Below are 24797 nucleotides of genomic sequence, written 5' to 3'. Positions count from 1 at the left end.
GGCGATTCTTATTATTTGTTATTATTGATATAGAATATAGATAACAAGGAGTTAGTTATGTATCAAAAAATTATCGAAATTTACGAAGCAATTGAGAAGAAGTTTCATGTAAAACATAATACAAGCCTTTCTTCACTCATTGTAACTCCTTCCGACAATAAAGAATCTCCTATTCACAATTGGTACAACTTTAAGGAAGGCTATTCAAAAAATATTCTAGAAAATGTATTGCAATTCTCTAATATTAAAGAGCCTATTCATTTACTAGACCCATTTTGTGGATCGGGAACAACAATTCTATCATCTATGATCGATGTTGAAAATTGGGATATTAAAAGCGCAATAGGTATAGAGGTTAATCCTTTTATTCACTTTATAGCACAAACTAAAAGCAATTTTCATCATATTGACTCAGGAATTGTGTATAATTTTATAAATTTTTTAAAAAAACAAGAATTATATGAACCAATTAAACAAGAAGAAATACCAGATTTATCGACATTTCAAAAAGCCTATTCTCACAATACCCTAGTTCAGCTAATAAATTTAAAAAAAATTATTAGAAATTACTTTAATTGCGAATCCTTTGAATATGACTTTTGCCTATTGGCTTTTGCTTCAATTTTAGAAGAAACTAGTTGTATGAGAAAATCCGGAAGGGCACTTAAGATTGTACGTGAGGTTATGGATTATGATGTAAAAAAACATTATTTAACAAAATTGTATTCTATGATTAATGATTTGAATTATCCTTTGTTAAATACTCCAAAAGTGGAGATACTTAATTATGATATTCGAAATTCAAGTGTTTTATCTCAAGTGAAAGAAAAGTTCAATTTAATAGTCTTTTCACCTCCTTATTTAAATCAATTTGATTATACAGAGGTCTATAAACTCGAGTTATGGATGCTAGATTATGTAAAAAATCAAGAAGAATTTAAAAGTTTAAGAAGAAAAACTTTAAGGTCACACTCTAGTCTAAAATTTGATGAAACAAATATATACCAAAAGCATGATTCTAAACTCATTCGCCAAATAGCTAAATTTATTGACAATGCCGACAAAAAAGAGAGTTTCCATAGAACTATAAAAGGTTATATTGATGATATGTATATAACTTTAAGTAATATATCTAATTTATCTCAAAATAATGCAGTCATAGCTTGTGTTGTAGGAAACTCTTTATTTGGTTCTTCTAAAAAGAATAATTTTATGCCAGTTGCCACGGATTTAATTATTTCTGAAATAGCTGATGATATAGGATTTGAAGTTATTGAAATTCAAAAAATACGCAATCTTACTCGTCGCGGCCTCTCTTTTCCTTACGGTAGAGAAAGTATTATTTTCATGAGAAGTAAAGTTAATTCTAAATATAATGTTAATGTACTGAAACAAACAGAGAGTAAATAACTACTCTCTGTTTGTTTCAATATATTGTTTTATCCCCTCCCAAAGTGGCCTTGTGACACCAGTTGCAGGAGTTCCATCAGGTAAATCATTGCCTTGTACGACTAAGGGATAGTTATTAGTTATATTTCCAATAACCATTAAATGCCTATCAGGCATCCTAGTTGTAATAGATTTTACCGTTTCTTCATCTGTAAATGAACTTAGACTAACATGCTTTATATCATTTTTATGGGTAAGCCTTAATAAGAATAAGTTATCTAGTTGTCTAAAGATCATTTCTGGAAGAGCGTCAGGAGTATTTGTCATAAAAAACATTCTAATACCAATATGTCTTCCTCTAGTAGCAAAATCAACTATAGCCTTCTCATCAATATATGTATGAGCCTCTTCAAAGAAAATGAAAGGGTATAGATGTCTTGATTTATTAGCTTCTTCATTACATATCTGAATTATTCTATTATTTACAGCTTCCACAGCGATCTTCTGTAATTTTGAAGACATCTCACTGAAATCAAATCTAATAAATTTCTTTTCTTTTATACAACGTTCATATATCTGCCCAAGTTCTTCAGTATTATCTTCTCTAGTTCTAAATATATTTCTCTGCTTAACCGTGTTTAGGGCAACTCTTAATCCTGCTCTCATATTTCTAATATAATCCTGATTGCCACCTGGAATAAGCACTTCAAGATTCTGTAGTAAATAATCCATATCAATTGTGAATTCTCTACCGAAAGATTCACACTGTCTTCTTCGCTGATCAAATACATCAATTATAGTATTTTCTACGTTCTCTGAAGTTCTACTCGATAATGGAAATATCGAATTAATAACTCCAAATACTTGAAGAGGTTCCATTACAGACATATCTAGCTGAAAATTATGGCCTAGTCTCAATGAGATAGCATTTGGAAAGTTATACTCATTATTAACATCAAATACAATACAAGGAACCCTCATATCTATTAATCTAAGTAAAATATTCTTAGCTGTATGCGATTTACCTGAGCCCTTTACACCTGTTATAACATTAATCATATCGAGTTTTGTTGCATCAAGTGATAATTCTTGTTCATTGTACTTACAAATATCTAATGAAAATTCAATAGATGATGGTTCTCCAACTATCCTTTTAATTACTTCGTCATTAGTCATGACTTTAATATCAACATTTCTTGTGGGAATCCAACCTTCCCAATCAATAATCCGATTATCGACCATCTGTTTTCTGATCTTCCCATGAGCTATCTTTAAGCTCTTAATATCTGAAAATGAATCTTCATTATTTATAATTATGTTATTTTTAACTTTAAATGCACTTTCAAGAGAATTTTGGACAATCTCTTGAACTATACCGGGATAATTTAAAGACTCATTTTCTATAATCTGTACAATTATTCCTCTATCTTTCTCAGCCTCAAATTTTTCTGTCACTAAAAATTGAGCACCTACTTGAATAGAATCTTCACCTGGATGATATAATAAATAAACATCATCACTTTCAATTTTATAAATTTGCATTTATTTATACCCTCCTCCAAACGGTGCAAAAGCCCCTCCATAATCTATTTCTTCAACAACTTGTAAATTATACTTAACCTTAGCAAATGATTGCATAGACACGATATATGACCAAGGAATATACGTGTGCCAATGTGCCCTGACTAACAACTCCGGATACCCATTTCTAAACCCACTACTAGTCCAAAACATATCTAATACATCTCTACAGTCTTCCCCAGGAGGAACACATACATCTACTCTAAAGGTTTGACCATATTCTGAAAACCGTGCTACATACATGTTTCCAAAATTTCTTTTATAACCCTCGTTACTTTCTTCAATATCTACCTGAATATTTCTATAACAGATTTTGTTCGGCTTATCATTTAAAGCAAATCTAATTGGAATATTGTCAACCAAAAGTGTAGATTTTTTAGAAATTGCAATAACTCTATTGTTTTTCTGATATGCTTCTTTTAATATATTTTCCTCAATAAAGTCTGTTGGAGTATCACGGGTATTTTTTGTCATAGCACCATCAATTAAAACAATACCATTACTAATAAGGCTAACAGCCTTTTGCTGTAGCTTTCTTTCAATGAAGTTTCTAATTCTATCTGCATATTGGTTCGTATTATCAGCAACACCTTTTTTTAATTCAACTGGAGCCCCTTCTTCATCTACATAAACAAATAACTCTTCGTTTCCTAATTCTTTACCTATTTTATGTAATATTTGCTTTTTACGTCTATTTGAAAGAAGAATAGGACCTGTTCTATATAAAAAATTTTCAAGTTGTCCATTATCAGATTTAATAATACAACCTCTATATGCTACTATTGCTCCATCGGAAGTATCTCCTATTTTAGTTGCTCCTACATCAATAGCAACTAAAGGACAACTGACGTTCATTTTGTTAAATTCATGCACTGAATCACTATAGTGAAAAATTTCTTCTTCAAAAGACTCTTCATTTTGAAGTTCATCATCTAATTTCATAAATTCAGTATCAAACGATGCTGTTAGAACTTCACTGTTATTATTAAGTAAAACCTCCAAAACATTTTGCAGATTTAAATCTATGTAATTCTCCTCAATTGATGATTGATTATTCAATTGTTACCCTCCCTCTATAAATGTTGATATATCAATGGTTGTAGCCATTTCAGGGGTGTCAAAAAATTTTTTTCGACACGTTTTCTAACTTTGTTTCTCAAATCTGTATATATATGACATTGGATGGGTGCGCTTCGCTGCCACTACCGGTTTAATTTGGTTGTAATGGTTGTAAATGTATGGGATGCACCTTGGATCTCTGCATCGCTGATGATGACGAACCCTCCCATGTCTCTGGGCATCCTTGTGCCTACATTCCTTCGTTCAGTCTAGTCATCAGGCAGAGGCTGGCGAAGCTCCTTTAGGGACTCAAGGTCGAATGGATGATATCGTGCCAGCTTCTCCGTGTCATCCTTGTTGTCTAGGGAATCACAAGGCATGCAGGCATCAAGCCGCCGTTTCGAGACCAAAGATGTCCTGCATCATTCGCTTCGCATCGAACGCCTGGTGCTTCGTACACACAGCGTGCAGTACCTTCAGTAATTTCCCGCATAACACCACAATGGATTGCTTCTTGCGCAACGGATTATCGGGCCGTGTCGTGTAATATTCATGTAACTGTCGAAACGCTTCGTTGTGGCGGATCATCGGCATCATCACGCGGAAGAGGAGGGCGCGCAACCGCCTTCTTCCACGCTTCGAGATCCGTTTTTGCCCTTTGTGTTGGCCGGAGGAATGCTCCCGCAGTGTCAGGCCCGCAAGTTTCAATAATTGGCGCGGATCCTGATAGTGGGAAAAACTCCCGATTTCCGATAACAGTTCCACGATAGTCGCATCCCCTAAGCCCGGAACCGTTTTGAGCCATTCGTATTCCACGGATGTTTGCACAAGTTCCGTTAGTTGCTGGGTCAGTGCCTCGATTTCTTCCTCCAATTGGCGGTACCAGCGGACAAGTGTGGCGATTTCGATACGGGCCATCTGTTGTCCTTCCGTTACGCCAATGGAGTGTTGGGCCAGTTCCATCAACTTCTTCGCTTTCGGCTTTTGTGGCGATTGTAATCCCTCGCTTTGCCGGTAAAGGGGGAGAACCTCTTCGATCTCTTTCCCTGCTAAATCCGACGGAAACGGCGTCTGTTCCAGCACAGCGAGCGCCATTTTCCCAAACGACGGAAAGACTTGCGTAAATTCCGGAAAATACCGATCGAGCCAGCGAATCATCTGGTTTCGAACCGCCCCCTGCTCTTTCACGAGTTTGGATCGAAACGTCGCCCCTGCGCGCAGTTCGGCCTCCATCCCTTTCAGAGTACGCGGATAGCTGAATCGGCCGTCTTTCACTAACCGGGCAATGACGAGCGCGTCTTTCGCATCATGCTTGGTTGGAAGATTGTCGTCTAGCTCTTTAGAGCGCTTCACGTGCATCGGGTTTGTCATCACGAGAGAGATGCCCTTCTCGTCAAGAAAGTAAGCGAGATTGAGCCAATAATGTCCCGTTGGCTCGATGCCAACGATCACTTCCGTTTTTTCAAATTCCTCCATCGCTTTCACGATGCACTGGTACAACCATTCCAACCCTTCTCTGGATTGCGGAACGGGAAACGATTTTTTTAGCACCCTCCCTCGCTCATCCACAAAGCAGGCATAATGCTTCTTTTTCGCGATATCCATGCCAACGACGAGCGTTTGATCGGTGACTTGATTAATCTTCTTGTTTGAGATAGAATTCATGTATAGTCCTCCTTGGTATCCAAATTAGGGGTCAATTCATCCGATTGACACCCCCGAATCATACCAAGAGGGCTTTTTTTATTCAAGTCCCCGAAAAAACTTCTAACAGGAATGCTCCTATATCTTAGCATTATACAATACTATAGATACGAGTAAATATTAATTAACTAACTATTTCAATTATAACAAAAATTTTTTTTGTTTACTAAGATGAAAATCATATTCGAGATTTTCAAGCATTTAATTGAACATGGAGTTTATTTACCATCTGTTACATATTTCTTCATACCTAATCAAATCATATTAAAGAGTATTAAAACTGAAGTCTTATAAATGTTTTATTAACCTTTCTACCCATTTCCGAGCAGTTTCTTGCGAATGCCTAACCTTCGCATGCTGAATCGTTTGCAAAAATGCATTACTCCAACTCCCACTATTATAAACAAGATTTCGAAGCAATTTTTGAATGTGCAACTCATCTTTGTAAAAGTCCCCAACCGATGGGATAATTAAAGTTGAGATTGAACGATTATCAGGAACTGCTACTTCAAGTATGTACGAGACTTTACCTTTATTCATTATTCTAGCAACGGCACAAACACGCCTTCTTCCGTCTGGCAACCGAGAAAATTTTCTTCCTAGTGGCAGAAATACTACATTTACAGAAACTGATAAATGAGGATAGCTTTTAGATAAACGTTGAATCATCTCAAAAAACTGTTCTAAACCGTAATTAGCAATGGAATCAGCGATTTCCAATGTTCGAAATTCAATGGGTGCAACCGTTCCACCAAAAATGGATTCATCCACTCCAACAATCTGCTGCTGAGTAGCTCCGCCACGACCTTTATTTGAAATATAGACATTTCCCTTGTTCACTTTCTGCGCTTGTTTTGATATTCTTTTAATGACGACTGAATGACGGAAAGCGAATTGAGTGGGTTCTTGTTCAATGACTGGTTGATGAGTATCCTCTTTTGATCGCTTTCCGTTTTTTTCGTTTAATACATATTCTGTATCTCCATTTTTCTGTGAAATCCTCGTCTTTTTGGGAGCATTCGTATAAACATTTCTCTTAATAGACTTGTGACTGTATTGGATTTGAAACACAGGAAGCGTTATATTATCAATCCCAAGCAATTCTAATATCAATACCTCATTTTGTTGCTGTATCCCCCTATATGCAATTCTGGTATTCTGAATGGATGGGACGGCTATCTCTAACGGAATACCATATGCGACATTTTGGCCGGCCGCATAGCTATAAACATTAGTTTGAACAGAGGAAAAAGAATTTTTTATTTCATCGTTTAAATATAACCAAGCCATGTAATGAACAAATTCATTAGTAACAATTGTGGAAGGAATCTCATCGGCTAATTCTATAAATACTGTTTGCGAATTTAGATAATGGACATTATTGATAAGGAAATCTAATCCATTCGGCCTCAACAGTGCATTAGCTAAACACTTGTATTTAATATATAAGGCACGTATAAGCTCTGCATGTGGAACATAATATGTTATTCCATTTGAGGAAAAGGACCAAACATGTTGATGGATTAGTTCGGGCATCTTGTATAAGAAGTAGCCAAATTTTTTACAAGCGTCAATTGCCTTTATCGTTTTACCTTTTCCTAAATCTTCAATCATTACTTGATTGTAACTCCCTGCTTTTTGCGTTGATAGAGGCAAGCCGTCTCTGTAAAATTGCCCCAATCTTAATAGAGGAAATGCACCTATAGGTAACTCAAGGATCTGGCATTTGTTTGATTCTTTAAAAGCTGCTTGTAAATACCACTGCTGGTCTTTTCCCTGTTTGACATTCCCAAACCAATGTAATGATACGAATTGTTGCTGATTAAAGGGCCATGGTCTGATTTTTACCACCTATATCACCTTCCACTCTTATCTGCTGATACTTTATGATTTCATCATTAATAGCCTGTTGTACCTTTTCTGCAACATTCCCCTTTAAACCGGCCAACCGTTTTACTTTCCATTCCATAACTGATTCATTCTTACTGAACAAATAGTGACAGGCCCATCTTACTCTACGAATCTGAAATTGTTCTCTCGTTTCAATTTGTTGAAGGATATATTCCTTTGTTTTAGGTAGCTTATCCAAATGTTTTTCTAGTAGCGATAACTTTCGAATTTCTTTACCTATTCGACTTTTATTAATATAGATAGGCTTATCAGCACTTTTAAGTTTCTTTATAACTAATTTGACTTCTTTAAGAACTTCTTCGTCTCTTTCAGCCCAATTAATTTTTAAATGCGATGACTGCCTGTTAGGCTGCTTAGGTGAATGGTTTTTCAACCACTCCCGATCATGTCGGTAAAGCCAAGCATAAAGAGCAGGTTCCATACTTCTAATTTGCGTAACTGATTTATTCGGATGTTGCTTTAATAGTTTAATCCATTCCTTCTGTTTTTTAGATTTCACTAATTCGAATTCATCTAGCTTGTTATCTGTTATTATTGGCTTTCCTTTATTCGCATACTTGATAACTGTCGTAATATCGCATTGCAATTCTTTTGCTGCTGCATAATAACTCAATTTTTCAACATGTATCATGCGATGTAATTTATCCAACCATACTTGTCCATACTGCTTGATGCGACCAATTTTATACAAATCTTGTTCACTCTTATCCGGTCCCCGGCGGGAATAGATAAATCCACACGTGCATTCAAATGTGCCAACAGGTCTTCTTGTGTCTGTACAAATAGTTGTTTTAACATTGGGAATCACTCGTTGTTTATAATGCTTGGCAGCAGGATTTAAGCAAAAGTAAGGTCCTTCGCCAAACGGCTTATACTCCTTGTGAGCATATTGATAAAAGGTATCTATTTCTTCTCCCAGAAAGTAAATAAGCAATAAATGGCGAATAGGATGAAAGGACTTACGATGTTTGCGTGTTATGCTTTTAAGCCAACATGATTCACTCAAAATATCAACAGAGGACTGCATGGTTTCTAAAAATTGTTCACCATAAAATAATGTAAATTGCTCAGCCAACAGTTGCTGATTAACTTTCCCATTAATCGTTGCGTATCCATGTCGTTGTAATAAATAGCGATAGGATGATTGGATACCCTCCCATGTGAAATGAGAATCTCCTTGAATAAGCTTTACACTTTGTTCTGCTAGAATTCGAAAAAATCTCTCTGTACGTTCTGAAAATGCCGTTTTGATCCCTAATCTCATACAATTACTTGGAGATGCTGCAATAAACTCATGTTTATTTTTCCCGCGAAATGGAACAGAAGAATCACATAAATACTGGTTATGTTTAAGACAGATGTACACACCAGGTAATTGATGAGAGACTCTCCAATACGACTCACCTATAGTTTCTATATCCTCTTGAAAACATCGAGGACAAAACCGAAAATAAGTCCATTCCTTAATAGCGTTTGCCATTATCCCTGTCATCATATGGATAGCTCCTGAATGTTCACCACTTTCCATAGCCCTATATACTTTGTGTTTTATCTCTGATGTTGCAAAGGTTGTATAATAACGAAATAATGTGTGCTTCTTTATCCATTGAGCTACGTCGGGTACTTGGAAATGCCTCAATTTTTCATAAACAACGTTTAAGTTTGTTGGTAAATCAGGAACAGCCACGATATTCGTCTTCCCATATAAATCTTTCATCGTTTGCTTAGGGCTAATATTAGACGAATGGATATGATATCGTGCAAACCAGCTATACAAAAGTTCATCGTTATATAAGGTTGGAAAGTAACTTAGCATGGAGTTTCCTCCTAGATAACAAATTCATCTAGTGGTGCTTTAATATAACCTGCCTCTCGTAATGATTCATAGGCTGACAGCTTCTGCTTGCGACCTTTATCGATGATGACCCGTAATGTATTCTTTGACGATTGATTTACTTTGCTTTTACTTGGTTCCATCCGTTCTTTTATTAAACTTAATGCTCTTTCCATCAACTCGGCTTGTGAAGCTTCCGGCAAATCCTTTATGGCCTTTGAAGCTACCTTTTCTGCTAATGTAGCATCAATATCTAAATTCATCAATGCAACCATTAGTTTTTCAAGATTAGAAATTTCTCTTTCTCTTCGTTTAAGAGCCTGCAATTCTTTTTTCTTTTGTATGGTAGCCCTTAAATCAATTTTCGATTGATGATATTGTAGATACTCCGCAATATCCATAGGCATAATATCCTCATATTTTTCTAGTTCAGAAATACGCCCGTCTTTTAATGCTTTCAACATCGGTTGGACGAGCTTCAAATCATCTTTTGCAACTCTCCTTATGAGGGCAGGTGTAATTTTTTCTTCTCCTGTTTCAATTGCTCGACCTTGAGATAATGCAAATAGTTTTACAGCGATATCTACTATTCCTTGACTTTCCTCATAGAGTGTCTGATTTAATTCCTCAGTTAACTCTGTCTTGTACCTAATCCATTGATAATTCCACATACTTTCGATAAGCAAATCCCAGTCATCATCCTTTTTCATTTGCTGCCATACCATATCTCCCTGCCCACTGCCACGACGGGCTTGACGAAAATCTTGCTGCAAGACACTTTTTGCACGCATTGTACCAATCATCATAACTGGTACACCAATCTCATTGACCAGAGTAACAAAAAAGTTCATCATCTTTTCTGAATTATTATCGCGAGTTGTTAATAAATGCTGAATTTCATCGATAATTAAGGCCCCTACACAATGCAAGCGAGCAATTTGTCCCATTCTTGTTACCATGGAACTGATAGAATTTCTTCTGCTACCGAACCGTTCATAATAATTAGTTCCAACTAAACGATCCATCTTCAAGAAAAAATCCATACATAATGATTTTAACGAACCATCATGTGGACAATTCAGTTTTAGCCATACAACTTGAGTAATATTTAATGGGTGCTTATGAATAATTAACTGTGGATATAAAGATAAAATCCTCTCAATAGCAGTAGTTTTTCCAATGCCGGAAAACCCCATCAAAGTAATACTAGAGGCTGTTGAGCGTATATCGTGCTTAATTTTTTGCCCTGTAAGTGAATGATGAGCCGCAGATAAACTCTTTGTAAAATTGGGAGATAACGGATTTCTACTCACATAACCATACCTCAATAATCGTGAAAATCTCTGTTCTAAGTCTAGATGTTGCATAACTGGTTGGAAAAAACGAGTTAATCTTGGAATCGCATGATATCGAATATGTGTAGGTAATAAACGCTCTTTTTCATCAAATTCTGGATAATAACTCAATGCTTCAAAAGCTTCTTCTGGAGACAGAATAGGAGGTAGAGCTTCAATTAAAGGATTTCCTTGAAAATCAATGACATCTTGCTTTTTATATTCAGCTACTTGAGCATTTAATTTTTCTCCCCATTCACTCATCTTTCTTCTCCTTTCGTCTCCGTAAATATTCTCTTACATTTGGTCTGGCATATTTCTCTTCGACCTCAATCCCCCTATTAATCGGTACAATATCAGCTTGTTTGTGAGGTGTTTCTTCTGAACCAATTTGAAATACTTCGTTTTTTCTTATTTCTTCTCTTTCTAATTTTCTGTGTTCTTTAATAGAGCTGACTCGTTGCAATTTACTTAAACTTTTGTCTTGTAACTGCTCTTTTTTCTTCTTTGCTTCTTTCACAATAGCTTCAACTTCCGAAATATAATCAATATCTTTTTGCAATTGCTGATGGCTATTATCATGCTTCAGTTGTTTTTCGTATTCTTGTAAATAACGAATTTCATCTAAACTTGTATTTTTTAAACGTTCCGACGGTGTCAAAAGATAGCAAGTTTCATATTTTGTTAACCCTGGATCTATCAAAAAAACACTTGTCATATTTCTTGGATCATACGCGATAGTCACTTTCCAAGAGCCTTTTTGTCTCGCTGTCTCAAACCATGATTCTTTCAGTGCACGTTCGCAGCTGTAATAAATACCTTTGAAGCGTATTCCCTTATGTGTAACCGTAGCGTCATCCCTTGGCATTAAGTGTAATTTTACAAGGTCTTCAGGATAGTACCTAAGTTTTCCCGTACGATTTTTAATACCCCAACTCCATAAATGAAGTGGAATAGGTTGAACATCATCTCGAATCATATCTTCATCCCGTATATAGTCTTGTAGAAAGTGCTTTTGATTATAATGCAAAATTTGCTTAATAAGAATTTTAGTGAAGTCTTCCAAGGTTAGGACCGCATCTAATCGATAATCACGAGCTCCACGTTCTTGAAAGTCTTTCTCGACATAGCCAGGTAGAAAAGGCCTTACTTTTTTCTGAATAAGATCAAAATGTTTTTCAACAACGCCTTTCCAGTCAGCTCGATAAGGGGCTGCATTCTCTACATGGATATTAAAAGCCTCTACTAAGCGATCAGCATTAAAGCCTTCAAATTCCCCACGATCTGCTAATAATATTTCTGGTAAATGTTCACTTGGCCATTCTTCTTTTGATATTTCAATTCCATATTCAGCACAAAATTTTTGTTTATCTGTTACAGTGTTCGCCATTGCCATCATGGCACCGAGCCACGAAGGCCCCTCAAGGCTAACATACATTCCAACAACCATGCGACTAAAAACGTCCATCACTAAATAAATTACTGGTCGTCCGATTATCCAGTTTGGATTATATTTAGAAATTAAATATATATCCCCAACGGTTGCATCAATTTGAAAACGTGAACCTGGACCATGAACCTCCGAAAGTGTTGTATTTAAAACAGCCCGGTAATCTTTATCAAACTTTTTACGTCCCTTCCTAGCAATTGTCGATTCTGGCACTGTATATTCTTTGTTGTACCAATAACGAAATTGTCGGATGGTAGGTAAGTTCTCTTGGGCTTTAACAATAATCTTTTTAACTCCATCCTCATAGTAAATATCCCGAGCATAAAATTCTTTAATCATCATTTTATACGCATCCGTTAATCGATTTTCTTTTGATGTTAAATAGTATTTTTCTAGAGCAACACGAAAAATTTTCTTTGTTTGTTCATCGACATTGATTCCCTGGGACGAGTACTTTCGTGGTCTACCGCGCTTTTTGTTACCTGCTTCTTTATCTTTGCCTTTCCCACCTGAATTACCATAATCGGGTAGAAGAGCATTAATGTTTTTCCCACGTTGCCAGTATTTGCGTAAATATTTACGGACTGCAGGATAGGTTACTTGATATTTTTCCATTGCGTCCTTTATATATTTTGAACGTTGCTTTTTCTCGTATATGGCTGGTTCATCATTAACCATCTCTTCAATAACTTTCCAAGCTTGATTTCTTAGCTCTATATACTTTTCAGGAATATCTTGAATACCCGAACATATAAAAGGATCTTCTTTTATTTTGATAAGCGACTCCTCCAAAATTTCGTCAGTTAATTCTTGAATTAACCGTTTAAATGGAATGGCTTTTTCATCATAAATGTCAATCAGATAAGCTACTACATTCCCATCATCTATCCATAAAATACGGTATATTTCACCACTAAGAGGATTTTTAAGTAGTTCATTAACAAAGAAATTCAATTAGCCCACCTCTTTTCTGTTATAAAGTTAGGCGGAAATTCAAGAACCGTTGTGTTCGACATTAGATCTATTTTTTTCGTTATATTTGTTTTGATAATCTTGTGTGCAAGCATATATTTGAACATAGATAGAGCACTACCGTTTGCCAAATTAAATGTTTCGTCGAATTTTTGTAATAGCTGAAGTATCGGCATACTGTTTTGGGATAACGTTTCATATAGTGAATGAAGCAATTTTTTATCCAAATCATCCGATAAAAAATACGCTGAATATAGCCATTTGATATTGTCTATTGCATCTTTTGGCAATTCCTTTTCTGTTACGATACCCCAGTCTACACCTTGTTTTACCCAATATTCTCTTTCGATTTCAAACTTTTCGATAACCCTTGATGAATCTAATTCTTTAGTTTCTTTTACTGTTCTGGCAAAATAAATAATTTCTTTTTCCTTGCGCACTGTGATGAGAAAATCTGTCGTCATTACAATCGGGGTCTGTGTTGCGGAATCTATGGGGTGCCTTATACTTTTCTCTTCAGCGATAGAAAGGGTTATATCACGTGATAGAGGAAATTGTTCTCTAATATCAATAACCTCATCTGCCCAATCAAGTAAGCAAAAATAATTATATTCCATATCGGATAGCAGGTGATGTATTCGGTTTGTAGTCCAACCTTTTACACGATGAGCCCGTCCATCTGAAGGAACATCTTGAATCGTTAGCCAAGGCTTATAATTAGATAACTCGCCTTGGCCACGTCCCTCTTTATAGTAACGAGCAATTTTCCCCTCTGTCCAACCTATTTTGCGTTTTGACATTTAAACACCTTCTCATATTTTAAATTATATCTTGTCAGTCGGCTTTTCTTCGAAGCCTAAATGGGCAATTTTTAAGATTGATGTAAAAAACACTTTGCTTATTAAAGTTTCTGGTAAATCATAATTTCTTCTATATTTTGTTAAACTCCATCCCTCTGCAATTGCTCTTTCTCCATACGATTCACACGAGGTTATCACAGCATTAGCTGCGTGTTTCTTTGAAATTTTCTGCTCTTGATATAGTTTCGTACTATTAGCGATCGCTCTATAAATGATGCTGTATATTTGGGCGACAGAGAAATGCTCAAGTAAATGTTCAAAAACAGTAATTGTTTTCTTACCTGGTTTAAATTCAAAACCTACTTTATTCATACTGTAAAGAAGATACTCCAGACACTCATGTAGCGATATTTTTTTCCACATTTCAAAACAAAAAGTTTGATCTTTTTCAAATTCACTCTGCGATGGATACATTAATCTTTGAATCATGCCATAATAGTCATCATCAGCTGGAGAAACATTAATTCGATAATTTACCTTATAAATGTAGTAATTGCGCGGAAAATTATCATCATCAACAAACGCATTAATATTAGAGTTTGAATGAGGCATAATGATGCCACGGCCAGTTAAAGTCAGAATTATTTCGTTTGCAAAATCATCTGTTGGAGCAATTTTGTTTTCAAACAACATAATTGGCTTTATATAGTCAAATCCTTCTTCTAACCCCCCTCGTATCAATACTGATAAATATAATTTATCTTCTAACGATAAATTGCTTTCGGGAACTTTTTCATAGTTACCTTCATAATAAGTATTAGATATGGCTTCTCTCTTTCTGATTTCTTCAAGGAGCTTCATTTCTTCTCTTATTTTTTTACAGGTTTTACACCTACATTTATCATGATTTTCGTGTTCACAAAGAGGGCAATATGGGGATTTTTTCATAAAAGAATAGCTTGATTTTGATTCCCAATCTTGCACAAAGGGAACATTACAGTATGGACAATTTTCTTCAAGTATTTTTTTGGGGAATATTGTATAGAAATTTGAGTTATTAATTTTCACATTATACTCTTCTTTTAATTTGTTTACTGATTCACCGGCATAGTATCTTTTTATCAACTCAACTATTTGTTCTTTATCTAAATGTTCAATTCTACGATCAACATTTGAGAAATCTAACATTTGGATTTTCAACTCCATAATATAATCCCCTTTGATAAAAAAATTAAAAAAACACACGTTCGATTACATTAATTGTAATCGATGCCGTGTGTTTTTTAAACAACTTTTTTGTAATTTAAACGACTTTTTTGTAAATTAAACAACTTTTTTGTAACTCAACAAAACTTTAAAGCAATATAAACCTTCTCTATTCCACCGTTACGCTTTTGGCGAGGTTGCGCGGTTTGTCGACGTCGCAGCCGCGGTGTAAAGCGGCGTAGTAAGCGATCAGCTGCAACGGCACAACGGCCACAAGCGGCGTCAGCATTGGATGAACAGCCGGGATGACGTAACGGTCCTCGTCTGTTTCCAAACCTCTCATGGAAATAATGCATGGGTTGGCGCCACGGGCCACCACTTCTTTCACATTGCCGCGAATGCTTAAATTCACATGCTCTTGTGTCGCCAAAGCAACCACCGGCGTGCCTTCCTCAATCAAAGCAATCGTTCCATGCTTCAGCTCACCGCCAGCGAATCCTTCTGCTTGAATATAGGAAATCTCTTTTAGCTTTAATGCTCCTTCAAGCCCTACATAGAAATCGGACGCGCGGCCAATGAAGAAGCAATTACGCGTGGTCTCTAAATATTCGCGAGCAATTTGCTCCATCTCTTCTTTTGCATCACAAAGCATTTCCATGACATTTGCGATGATGCCAAGCTCTTTCACCAAGCTAAAATCAAGCGCAATGCCTTTAGCTTTTGCTGCGACTGTTGCTAAAATCGCAAGAACGGCAATTTGAGCCGTATAGGCTTTTGTCGAGGCAACCGCAATTTCTGGACCAGCATGAAGCAATAGTGTATAGTCTGCTTCGCGTGATAATGTAGAACCAGGTACATTGGTGATCGTCAACGCTTTATAGCCAAGTTTTTTCGTTTGAACAAGTACAGCGCGGCTGTCTGCTGTTTCGCCGCTTTGTGAAATGTAAATAAATAGAGGCTTTTTCGATAACAATGGCATATTGTATGAAAATTCGCTAGCAATATGCACTTCAACCGGAATGTTCGCCCATTTTTCAAGCAATTGTTTGCCGACTAAGCCCGCGTGATAACTTGTGCCGCACGCAATAATATAGAGGCGGTCCGCTTCGAGTACCGCATTGACAATGTCTTTATCAATGGTTAAAGCACCTGACGCATCTTGATATTTTTGAATAATACGGCGCATCACAAGCGGCTGCTCGTCAATTTCCTTTAACATATAATGCGGATAGGTTCCTTTTTCAATATCGCTTGCATCCAATTGCGCAGTATATGGAGAGCGTGCCACCTCTTGACCGTCCAATTTTTTAATCGTGATCGCATTCCGCTTGACAATCACCATTTCTTGATCCATTAATTCGACGTATTGGTTTGTCACTTGCAGCATCGCCATAGCATCGCTGGCTACGACATTAAATCCGTCCCCAAGGCCGACAAGCAATGGGCTTTTATTTTTCGCTACATAAATCACCTCTGGATCTTCTGCATCGACGAGAGCAATCGCATACGATCCTTTTAAAAGTGTCAATGTTTTGCGAAATGCTTCTTCCGCTTCGAATCCATCATTCACAAATTTTTCAACCAACTGAACAACCACTTCTGTATCCGTTTCGCTTTGGAACTGTACATTCTGCAAATGATCACGCTGTAATAATGCATAGTTCTCAATGACTCCATTATGCACTAACGTAAAACGTCCAGAAGCGCTTTGATGCGGGTGAGCGTTCGTACGGCTTGGCACCCCATGTGTCGCCCAGCGGGTATGGCCAATGCCAAGCGGTGCTTGTACATTGAGATCAACCGTTTGCCGCAAATCAGCAATGCGGCCTTTTTCTTTAAAAACATGCACGCCATCTTCGTTTAACACCGCAATTCCAGCTGAATCATAACCGCGATATTCTAGTTTTTCCAGTCCGCGCAATAAAATCTCTTTTGAATCCTGTTGTCCAATATATCCAACAATTCCACACATTATTTGTTTTCCTCCCTATTTTCAAGGGGCAAGCAGGGGCCTTTCTTGCCCCTTTTCTTTGATTAAACGATTGGACTTTTCCCTTTGTGCAAAGAGTCGCCTCTTTGTTTTAAGGAAAAGTTTGCGGCTGCAATCGCACCAGCCGGGAGGCATCCGCCGAGCATTCGATCAACCTCCTCCTCGTCAACTAAGCGGTTATCCGATCATCGCTTAGTCCAGGCGCTTCTTCATGAAAGCTTCTTCTACCCACCTTTCTATATGTGAATGACAACAAAATTAATATTACAGGAAACGCCCTAAAGACGTCAACTGTAATATCCTTTACAACATAAAATATGCATAAATGGAATAAAGCGTTCCATTTATGCATAGGATGTCTACCAAAAAGGGCCATTATTCAGCTCCCATTTCAGCTTGAATCACCTGAACAATACGAGCTACATGGCTTTGACACGCTTCTTTCGTCGGCGCTTCTGCCATGACGCGAACAAGCGGTTCTGTGCCGGATGGGCGGACAAGAATTCGTCCATTCCCATGCATTTCATTTTCTACCTCTTGAATGATAGCCTTCACCTTTTCATTCTCCATCACTTGATGTTTGTCCGTTACTTTCACATTGACAAGCAGCTGAGGGTATTTTGGCATCTCGCTCGCCAGCTCAGAAAGAGATTTTTTCGTGGCCTTCATAATGTTTACAAGCTGTAATGCCGTCAATAATCCGTCTCCTGTTGTATTGTAATCAAGAAAAATAATATGTCCTGATTGTTCACCGCCAAGGTTGTAGCCGTGTTTCTTCATTTCTTCTACAACGTAGCGGTCGCCGACGGCCGTCTGCACGCTTTTTATTTCATGTTCATCTAATGCCTTATAAAACCCAAGATTGCTCATCACGGTCGATACGACTGTTTGATGCTTTAAACGTCCTTGTTCTTTTAAAAATTTTGCGCAAATGTACATAATTTGATCGCCATCCACGACATTCCCATGCTCATCAATCGCAATTAAACGATCTCCATCTCCATCAAACGCCAGCCCAACATCTGCTTCTTTCTCTCTCACAAATTCAGCCAGCGCCTCTGGATGCGTAGAACCAACCCCGTCATTAATATTAATGCCGTTCGGCGAAGCTCCCATCGTCAATACATCTGCCTCCAAATCTGCAAAAAGATGGGTTGCTAATGAAGAAGTGGCTCCATGCGCGCAGTCAAGCGCAATACGAAGCCCGGAAAAATCCTCATCAACCGTTTGCTTTAAATACTGCAAGTATTTTTGTCCACCTTCAAAATAATCGTTAACTTGACCCAACTCTTTTCCTGTCGGTCTAGGCAGTGTATCCTCGGCACTGTCCAACAGTTGCTCAATTTCTTGTTCCTGCTCATCTGAAAGCTTAAATCCATCGGGCCCAAAAAACTTAATTCCATTATCTTGAACTGGATTGTGCGACGCGGAGATCATAATTCCCGCTTGAGCGCCCAATGCTTTTGTCAAATAGGCCACTCCTGGTGTTGAAATGACGCCGAGACGCATAACTTCTGCACCGATTGAAAGCAATCCGGCAACAAGCGCCCCTTCAAGCATATGTCCTGAGATGCGTGTATCACGGCCAATTAACACCTTTGGCCGCTCTTTATCTTTTGTTAAGATATAGCCGCCGCAGCGTCCTATTTTAAACGCTAATTCTGGTGTCAGCTCACTATTCGCCACTCCGCGTACACCATCAGTGCCAAAATATTTACCCATTATGCATATCTCCCCTTTATCTCATGATCGCTGGATGATTCGTATCTTTGCTTTATTTTTAGGCAAATTCCATTTAATATTTTCTGGCCCATTAACCTCTACCTCTACGTCGTGTTCACCGGCTCCTAATTCATTGGCATTGACATAAAGCTGGATATCATCTGGCTGAATGTGATCCAGCACACTCGCCGCACCTTGCAGCTGGACATCCATCGTCCCATTTTCCGGATCAATAAACTGCGCGGTATATTGATCGCTCAATCCCAATATATCAATAGGCAGAGAAGAAAGGGTTTTTTCTTCCTCCTGCTGGACTTGTATATTCACTTTTACTTTTTGAGGATCTACATTTTTAACTCCCTGAGGTAAAGGAACTTTCACTTCTAAAGTTGTATTTTTTGTAATTTCATCTAAATTAATGGTGAGGACATCAATAAATTCAATGGGATCAATGACCTCTTTGGGACCGAAAATCGTCACTTCATTTGGCACGGTTTCAATTTTAACAATACTGAGGCCCTTTTTTAAAGTTCCTGTTTGATTAATTCTGAGCGGAACCGACTTGCTTGGACTCTTAATTGGTACAGTGATATCGACAATCGAAGGATTAATATCGACATCTAGCACCCGTCCGTCACGGTCGTAAGCGATCACTCGAGATTCCTGACGCAAAATATCTGCAGCTCCGGATAAATCTACTCTTGCCTTGACAAGCGCTATTCGATCAACTAAATCCTTCGCCCCCGTAATGGTCACTGTATCCGGTTTGACGATAGGCTGCTCGGTAGTATACCCATCCGCCATTTTATTTTTATGAATAAAATCGACATCGACCGAAAATTCTTTAGAAACCTTCTCTTGAATGGTGACCTTCGCCGTCGCTGGCTGAATAGCGACCGTCAGCTTATCAGAGATATTTTTATATTTAAACGGAACGGTGTAAGTGCCAAGCTCCAAATTCGTTAAATCCACATATACTTCAAAATTCCGCTGCAATACGGTCGTCTTTAAAATACTTGCCGGTCCTTCCAGTGTTACACTTACAAATTTCGGAACACCTGAAACCACTAAATTTTCTTCATCATAATACGTAACGACAGGAATATTTGTAACCGTTTCGATATCCGTCTGTCCCACCGAATTGCGCGTAGCTCCTGATTTCATCTCCTTTTCCTCAACATTAATAACAAACATATACAGCATGATCGCCAATAACAGAGCAAAAGCCTTTATAAACCAGTGATTATTCATTAATTTATCCACTTTTCTTCCCCCTCCATTGCCAACGAGATGAGGAAGTAGTCTTCGTTGTCCGTACTAACTCCTTCGTGAGCAGTTCACGAAATTGCTCTGGAGTCAAATCTCGATGCAGCTCCCCATTTTTTGTAACCGATACAGCCCCCGTTTCTTCGGACACAACAATGGTCACGCTATCGGTCACCTCACTGATGCCCAAGGCAGCGCGGTGCCGGGTTCCTAACTCTTTTGAAATAAAAGGGCTTTCTGATAAAGGTAAGTAGCATCCCGCCGCTGCCACTTGGTTTTTCTGGACAATGACAGCTCCATCATGCAGCGGTGTATTCGGGATAAAAATATTAATTAACAGTTCGGAGGAGATTTGCGCATTCAGTGGAATTCCTGTTTCAATGTAGTCGCCCATGCCTGTTTCCCGCTCAACGGATATTAAGGCCCCGATGCGGCGTTTTGCCATATACTCTGTTGCCTTAATAATCGCTTCAACCACTTTCGTTTTCCCTTCTTCTTCTGGTACGCTGCTTCGCGAAAATATCCTTCCGCGCCCTAATTGTTCAAGCGCTCGCCTTAACTCCGGCTGAAAAATAATGATGATCGCCAAAAATCCCCATGTCAATGCTCGGTCCATCAACCATTGCAATGTGCTAAAGCCTAAAAAGCTACTAGCCATTCGCACAAGTATAATCAAAATAATCCCGTTCAAAAGCTGAACCGCTTTTGTTCCGCGAATAATCATGATCAATTTGTAAAAAACGTACCATACAAGAAGAATATCAACAATTTTGCTTAGATAACTTAACACCGGGAGCTCTCCAAAAGGCATTCTCACACTTCCTTTATCATTCTAATTCCTATTTATTTTTTTATGTAAACAACTCCTTTATTATATCACATGACGAAAAAAGCCATCAAAAGAGATGGCCTTCACTCAAGCATAGCTTTCACTGCGTTTTTTATATTATACCAAATCCAATCAAACATCTCATTAATTTCTTCCACATCTCCAGTTACTTGTCCAGCGGAGGCTAAATATTTTTCACCATGAATGACGGTCACGTCCCCATTTACTTTTCCCTCAATCTTGATGCTTCCATTTCGCACGACGATATCGCCGTCTACCGTTTCTCCTTTTGGAACAATCACCGTATGATCATGAATAATCACGTTTTCCCTAGTAGAAACGGAAAATTGCTGCTCTTTGTTCCACGTTGTAAAAAGGCTTCCCACAGTTAAAGCAGCAAATAAAGAAGCAGCTGTCAAAACGGGATGATTTTTCAGCCATCTTCCTGCACGGACTCGTTGTTTTTCTTTCGGCAGCTTTGCCATCACATTTGCCGTAAAATCCGCCGGCGGAGCAAGAGGCGAAGCATATTGAATAAACGCTACCGTCTTTTTCAGACTATTGAAATGCTGAGAACACGCAGAGCAATGTTGTAAGTGTTCTCGTAGCCTCTTCTCATCATCCGGAGCAATATCGCCATCTAAATAATCATGCATCCACTCTATGATTTGATCCGGACATTTCATGTTTGTTCACCTCTCATAAATGGCCTAAATGCTTTCTTAATGCTTCTCTTCCCCGATGAATCCTCGTTTTGACGGTTCCTATAGGCAGATCAAGAATTTCACTAATCTCCTGTAACGATAAATCATTCATATATTTTAAGACAATAACGCTTCGGTATTTTTCAGGTAGCTTTTCAATCGCCCTTTGAACCGTCTCTTGAAGCTCTAGGCTTTCGACTGTTTCTTCCGGAGAAGCATCATTCGAAGGCAGTTGAGAATATAGCGTTAAACCGTCTGTTCCGCTTACTTCTTCATCCAAATACATATCCGGCTTTTTTTTGCGCAATTTATCGATGGATAAATTCGTCGCAATGCGATAAAGCCATGAAGAAAATTTCATTGCTGGGTTATACGTATGGATGTTGACATACGCCCGAATAAAAGCTTCTTGGGCAGCATCCTCCGCTTCATGACGATTCCCAAGCATTCGATAGCATAGCCGATAGACCTTGTCTTTGTAAAGCTCGACAATCTCGGCATAGGCATTTTGGTCTCCTTTTTGGATCGCTTTAATATGCTTTTTGACAAACATCTCCATAATCAATAATACCCCCGCTCATGCGGCTATTAATTGTATACGTTCGTAAAACGAAAAAAGTTTCTCTTTTGGACGCACTATCTATTTTAACATATTTACAAAAAAAAACAGCAGACGGATTTTTCCGTCTGCATCTCTCGTCTTGCCTACACTAGTTTTTCTCCAAACAGCGATCCCATGAGCGCAACGGCGACAGATGCTGTTTTATTTCTCTCATCTAAAATTGGGTTTACTTCTACAAATTCAGCGGAAGTAATCAATTGTGCTTCAGCCAGCATTTCCATAGCTAAATGGCTTTCACGATACGTCAGACCGCCGATAACAGGAGTACCTACTCCCGGAGCATCATGTGGATCTAAACCATCTAAATCTAACGATAAATGGACGCCATCTGTCCGCTCTTTTAAATAAGCAATCGTTTCCTCCATTACTTTCGTCATGCCCAAACGATCAACTTCATGCATTGTATATACTCTAATTCCCTTTTCGCGAATAAATTGCTTTTCGCCTTCATCAAGCGCCCTTGCACCAATCAATACAATATTTTCTGGCTTTACCTTCGGGCTATATCCGCCAATGGCGGTTAGAGCCTGATGGCCGAATCCAAGGCTGGCCGCAAGCGGCATCCCATGAATGTTACCCGATGGAGAGGTTTCAGCTGTGTTTAAATCACCATGGGCATCGTACCAAATAACCCCTAAATTTTTATAATGTTTTGCGACACCTGCTAAGGTGCCAATAGCAATGCTATGATCGCCGCCTAATACAAGCGGAAAATGTCCTTTTTTAATTACTTCATCAACGGCTTGAGCAAGCTTTTCATTTGCTTCAGCAACCGCTTTCAAATTTCGCAAATTTGATTTGATTCCTTCCTCATCTATTCGTTCAGGTTTGCCGATTGAAATATCCCCCAAGTCTTCAATGTCATAGCTGAGGCGTTCGAGTCTTTCTACAACGCCAGCATATCGGATCGCGCTGGGTCCCATATCTACTCCGCGCCGAGTCTGTCCTAAATCCATTGGAACACCAATGATTGAGATTTTTTTCATGCTGTCTCTCTCCTTCATCCTTATTCTATTTATTATTGTATCTAATAACTGAACGTTGACTCAACTTGACACTTTTTTGAATATTTATTCGATTATTAATAAGAAAAACGCCCGCCGATCGGCGAAGATGGCACAAGCCATGTTGAGGAAGGCTCGAACCAAGCTTGATCTTGCGCGGATGCTCAATAAAGTGATTCAACCTGCCGTCGCTGGGCCTTTACTTTTTAAAAAAATAAAAACTCCTTAAATCTTGTCGATTTAAGGAGTTTTTATGATGGAGCCTATCGGGATCGAACCGATGACCTCCTGCGTGCAAAGCAGGCGCTCTCCCAGCTGAGCTAAGGCCCCACGTTAAAAGGATTCATGTTGATAAGCGGAAGACGGGACTCGAACCCGCGACCCCCACCTTGGCAAGGTGGTGTTCTACCACTGAACTACTTCCGCAATAAAAAAATGAGCCATGGAGGACTCGAACCTCCGACCCTCTGATTAAAAGTCAGATGCTCTACCTGCTGAGCTAATGGCTCATTAAGAAAACAATGGCTGGGCTAGCTGGATTCGAACCAGCGCATCACGGAGTCAAAGTCCGTTGCCTTACCGCTTGGCTATAGCCCAATATGTTGATGAAACGTCAAATTTCATAAAGCTTTTTGGAACAAATGATCGAGCACTCAACAATACAAAAAGCTATTCCATCAAATCGAAATAACTTCACGATCCATCATTAATGTATGAATGGTGGAGGGGGACGGATTCGAACCGCCGAACCCACAGGGAGCGGATTTACAGTCCGCCGCGTTTGGCCACTTCGCTACCCCTCCACGACCATCGTGGTGCCGGCTGCAGGACTTGAACCCGCAACCTACTGATTACAAGTCAGTTGCTCTACCAATTGAGCTAAGCCGGCATAATATATAGAAATCGAACCAGAAAAGGATAGGTTTTGTGCCTCTTCCTCTCCAAGACATTCCAAGATGTCCAATGCGTCGAGGCAACTCGTAGTCATTTCACCGATGCTTCGCTCGTCTCTACCAATTGAGCTAAGCCGGCGTCACCTATACTAGTTTTCATTGAAATAATGATGGAGGATGACGGGATCGAACCGCCGACCCCTTGCTTGTAAGGCAAGTGCTCTCCCAGCTGAGCTAATCCTCCAAAACAAAAAAGAAAATGACCCGTACGGGATTCGAACCCGTGTTACCGCCGTGAAAGGGCGGTGTCTTAACCACTTGACCAACGGGCCAAAAATAATAACACAAGCTTCCAACCGGGCTTGAACCGGTGACCTCTTCCTTACCATGGAAGTGCTCTACCAACTGAGCTATGGAAGCATGGCTCCGCAAGTAGGATTCGAACCTACGACCTACCGGTTAACAGCCGGTTGCTCTACCGCTGAGCTATTGCGGAATAGTGGATAAACACAAAAACTAACGAATCA

Annotated in this window: 17 protein-coding genes and 10 tRNA genes; 1 reads left to right on the top strand and 26 read right to left on the bottom strand. The window is 38.6% G+C overall.

Annotated elements, in window-relative coordinates; all coding sequences use genetic code 11:
• The first annotated feature begins 57 nt into the window (after window positions 1-57).
• On the top strand, window positions 58-1410 hold the full coding sequence (locus GRQ40_RS01095) for a hypothetical protein (RefSeq protein WP_159719190.1): 1353 nt from the start codon (window positions 58-60) through the stop codon (window positions 1408-1410).
• Here the strand turns inward: GRQ40_RS01095 and GRQ40_RS01090 are convergent, their stop codons facing one another.
• The 26 genes from GRQ40_RS01090 to GRQ40_RS00965 all read right to left on the bottom strand — a co-directional run bounded on the left by GRQ40_RS01090 (window position 1411) and on the right by GRQ40_RS00965 (window position 24766).
• On the bottom strand, window positions 1411-2931 hold the full coding sequence (locus GRQ40_RS01090) for an ATP-binding protein (RefSeq protein WP_159719189.1): 1521 nt from the start codon (window positions 2929-2931) through the stop codon (window positions 1411-1413). It lies immediately after the preceding gene.
• Window positions 2932-4029, bottom strand: coding sequence for a hypothetical protein (locus GRQ40_RS01085; RefSeq protein ID WP_159719188.1), 1098 nt, complete (start codon window positions 4027-4029; stop codon window positions 2932-2934).
• A gap of 387 nt (window positions 4030-4416) precedes the next feature.
• Window positions 4417-5694, bottom strand: coding sequence for an IS110 family RNA-guided transposase (locus GRQ40_RS01080; protein ID WP_159719187.1), 1278 nt, complete (start codon window positions 5692-5694; stop codon window positions 4417-4419).
• A 327-nt stretch (window positions 5695-6021) separates the two neighbouring features.
• Window positions 6022-7584, bottom strand: coding sequence for a Tn7-like element transposition protein TnsE (locus GRQ40_RS01075; protein WP_159719186.1), 1563 nt, complete (start codon window positions 7582-7584; stop codon window positions 6022-6024).
• Window positions 7556-9460, bottom strand: coding sequence for a TnsD family Tn7-like transposition protein (locus GRQ40_RS01070; protein ID WP_159719185.1), 1905 nt, complete (start codon window positions 9458-9460; stop codon window positions 7556-7558). The genes GRQ40_RS01075 and GRQ40_RS01070 overlap by 29 nt, the downstream gene beginning before the upstream one ends.
• A gap of 11 nt (window positions 9461-9471) precedes the next feature.
• A complete protein-coding gene (locus GRQ40_RS01065) occupies window positions 9472-11076 on the bottom strand; it encodes an ATP-binding protein (protein ID WP_159719184.1) in 1605 nt (534 codons plus the stop codon).
• On the bottom strand, window positions 11069-13216 hold the full coding sequence (locus GRQ40_RS01060; protein WP_159719183.1) for a Mu transposase C-terminal domain-containing protein: 2148 nt from the start codon (window positions 13214-13216) through the stop codon (window positions 11069-11071). Before GRQ40_RS01060 ends, GRQ40_RS01065 begins: the two co-directional genes overlap by 8 nt.
• Window positions 13213-14034, bottom strand: a complete 822-nt coding sequence (locus tag GRQ40_RS01055) for a TnsA endonuclease N-terminal domain-containing protein (protein ID WP_159719182.1) — start codon at window positions 14032-14034, stop codon at window positions 13213-13215. Before GRQ40_RS01055 ends, GRQ40_RS01060 begins: the two co-directional genes overlap by 4 nt.
• A gap of 24 nt (window positions 14035-14058) precedes the next feature.
• On the bottom strand, window positions 14059-15240 hold the full coding sequence (locus GRQ40_RS01050; protein ID WP_201295970.1) for a hypothetical protein: 1182 nt from the start codon (window positions 15238-15240) through the stop codon (window positions 14059-14061).
• A gap of 169 nt (window positions 15241-15409) precedes the next feature.
• Window positions 15410-17212 carry a glutamine--fructose-6-phosphate transaminase (isomerizing) gene (gene glmS, locus GRQ40_RS01045; protein ID WP_159719181.1) on the bottom strand — a complete coding sequence of 601 codons (1803 nt, stop codon included), beginning with the start codon at window positions 17210-17212 and terminating at the stop codon, window positions 15410-15412.
• A 393-nt stretch (window positions 17213-17605) separates the two neighbouring features.
• A complete protein-coding gene (gene glmM / locus GRQ40_RS01040; protein ID WP_159719180.1) occupies window positions 17606-18952 on the bottom strand; it encodes a phosphoglucosamine mutase in 1347 nt (448 codons plus the stop codon).
• Window positions 18953-18973: 21 nt separating this feature from the next.
• A complete protein-coding gene (locus tag GRQ40_RS01035) occupies window positions 18974-20215 on the bottom strand; it encodes a CdaR family protein (protein WP_201295969.1) in 1242 nt (413 codons plus the stop codon).
• Window positions 20208-21029: a diadenylate cyclase CdaA gene (gene cdaA / locus GRQ40_RS01030; RefSeq protein WP_159719179.1), complete on the bottom strand. Its 822-nt coding sequence runs from the start codon at window positions 21027-21029 to the stop codon at window positions 20208-20210. The genes GRQ40_RS01035 and cdaA overlap by 8 nt, the downstream gene beginning before the upstream one ends.
• Before the next feature lie 101 nt (window positions 21030-21130).
• Complete coding sequence (rsiW, locus tag GRQ40_RS01025; RefSeq protein WP_066148942.1) at window positions 21131-21733, bottom strand: anti-sigma-W factor RsiW; 603 nt, start codon at window positions 21731-21733, stop codon at window positions 21131-21133.
• Between the two features lie 13 nt (window positions 21734-21746).
• Window positions 21747-22310 (bottom strand): RNA polymerase sigma factor SigW, encoded by a 564-nt coding sequence (sigW, locus tag GRQ40_RS01020; RefSeq protein ID WP_066148939.1) that lies wholly within the window; start codon window positions 22308-22310, stop codon window positions 21747-21749.
• A 146-nt stretch (window positions 22311-22456) separates the two neighbouring features.
• Complete coding sequence (gene rocF, locus GRQ40_RS01015) at window positions 22457-23359, bottom strand: arginase (RefSeq protein WP_066148937.1); 903 nt, start codon at window positions 23357-23359, stop codon at window positions 22457-22459.
• Window positions 23360-23634: 275 nt separating this feature from the next.
• A tRNA-Ala gene (locus GRQ40_RS01010) sits at window positions 23635-23707 on the bottom strand.
• A gap of 24 nt (window positions 23708-23731) precedes the next feature.
• Window positions 23732-23803, bottom strand: a tRNA-Gly gene (locus tag GRQ40_RS01005).
• Between the two features lie 10 nt (window positions 23804-23813).
• A tRNA-Lys gene (locus GRQ40_RS01000) sits at window positions 23814-23886 on the bottom strand.
• 13 nt (window positions 23887-23899) lie between these two features.
• Window positions 23900-23974 (bottom strand) — tRNA-Gln (locus GRQ40_RS00995).
• 121 nt (window positions 23975-24095) lie between these two features.
• A tRNA-Tyr gene (locus tag GRQ40_RS00990) sits at window positions 24096-24180 on the bottom strand.
• A 10-nt stretch (window positions 24181-24190) separates the two neighbouring features.
• Window positions 24191-24266, bottom strand: a tRNA-Thr gene (locus GRQ40_RS00985).
• Between the two features lie 175 nt (window positions 24267-24441).
• A tRNA-Val gene (locus GRQ40_RS00980) sits at window positions 24442-24514 on the bottom strand.
• Window positions 24515-24530: 16 nt separating this feature from the next.
• A tRNA-Glu gene (locus GRQ40_RS00975) sits at window positions 24531-24602 on the bottom strand.
• Between the two features lie 15 nt (window positions 24603-24617).
• Window positions 24618-24690, bottom strand: a tRNA-Thr gene (locus GRQ40_RS00970).
• A 1-nt stretch (window position 24691) separates the two neighbouring features.
• Window positions 24692-24766 (bottom strand) — tRNA-Asn (locus GRQ40_RS00965).
• Window positions 24767-24797 lie beyond the last annotated feature (31 nt).

The organism is Anoxybacillus sp. PDR2 (assembly GCF_009834045.1).
GTDB lineage: Bacteria > Bacillota > Bacilli > Bacillales > Anoxybacillaceae > Anoxybacteroides > Anoxybacteroides rupiense.
Note: the sequence above shows the minus strand (reverse complement) of the source record. Positions and strands in the feature narration are given on the sequence as shown.

Excerpts from the sequence above, each read along its gene's own strand:
- GRQ40_RS01070 (WP_159719185.1), bottom strand. The coding sequence starts at position 9,460 with ATGCTAAGTTACTTTCCAACCTTATATAACGATGAACTTTTGTATAGC.
- rocF (WP_066148937.1), bottom strand. The coding sequence starts at position 23,359 with ATGAAAAAAATCTCAATCATTGGTGTTCCAATGGATTTAGGACAGACT.
- GRQ40_RS01090 (WP_159719189.1), bottom strand. The coding sequence starts at position 2,931 with ATGCAAATTTATAAAATTGAAAGTGATGATGTTTATTTATTATATCAT.
- glmS (WP_159719181.1), bottom strand. The coding sequence starts at position 17,212 with ATGTGTGGAATTGTTGGATATATTGGACAACAGGATTCAAAAGAGATT.
- GRQ40_RS01095 (WP_159719190.1), top strand. The coding sequence starts at position 58 with ATGTATCAAAAAATTATCGAAATTTACGAAGCAATTGAGAAGAAGTTT.
- GRQ40_RS01065 (WP_159719184.1), bottom strand. The coding sequence starts at position 11,076 with ATGAGTGAATGGGGAGAAAAATTAAATGCTCAAGTAGCTGAATATAAA.
- cdaA (WP_159719179.1), bottom strand. The coding sequence starts at position 21,029 with ATGCCTTTTGGAGAGCTCCCGGTGTTAAGTTATCTAAGCAAAATTGTT.
- GRQ40_RS01055 (WP_159719182.1), bottom strand. The coding sequence starts at position 14,034 with ATGTCAAAACGCAAAATAGGTTGGACAGAGGGGAAAATTGCTCGTTAC.
- GRQ40_RS01050 (WP_201295970.1), bottom strand. The coding sequence starts at position 15,240 with ATGGAGTTGAAAATCCAAATGTTAGATTTCTCAAATGTTGATCGTAGA.
- GRQ40_RS01080 (WP_159719187.1), bottom strand. The coding sequence starts at position 5,694 with ATGAATTCTATCTCAAACAAGAAGATTAATCAAGTCACCGATCAAACG.
- rsiW (WP_066148942.1), bottom strand. The coding sequence starts at position 21,733 with ATGAAATGTCCGGATCAAATCATAGAGTGGATGCATGATTATTTAGAT.
- glmM (WP_159719180.1), bottom strand. The coding sequence starts at position 18,952 with ATGGGTAAATATTTTGGCACTGATGGTGTACGCGGAGTGGCGAATAGT.
- sigW (WP_066148939.1), bottom strand. The coding sequence starts at position 22,310 with ATGGAGATGTTTGTCAAAAAGCATATTAAAGCGATCCAAAAAGGAGAC.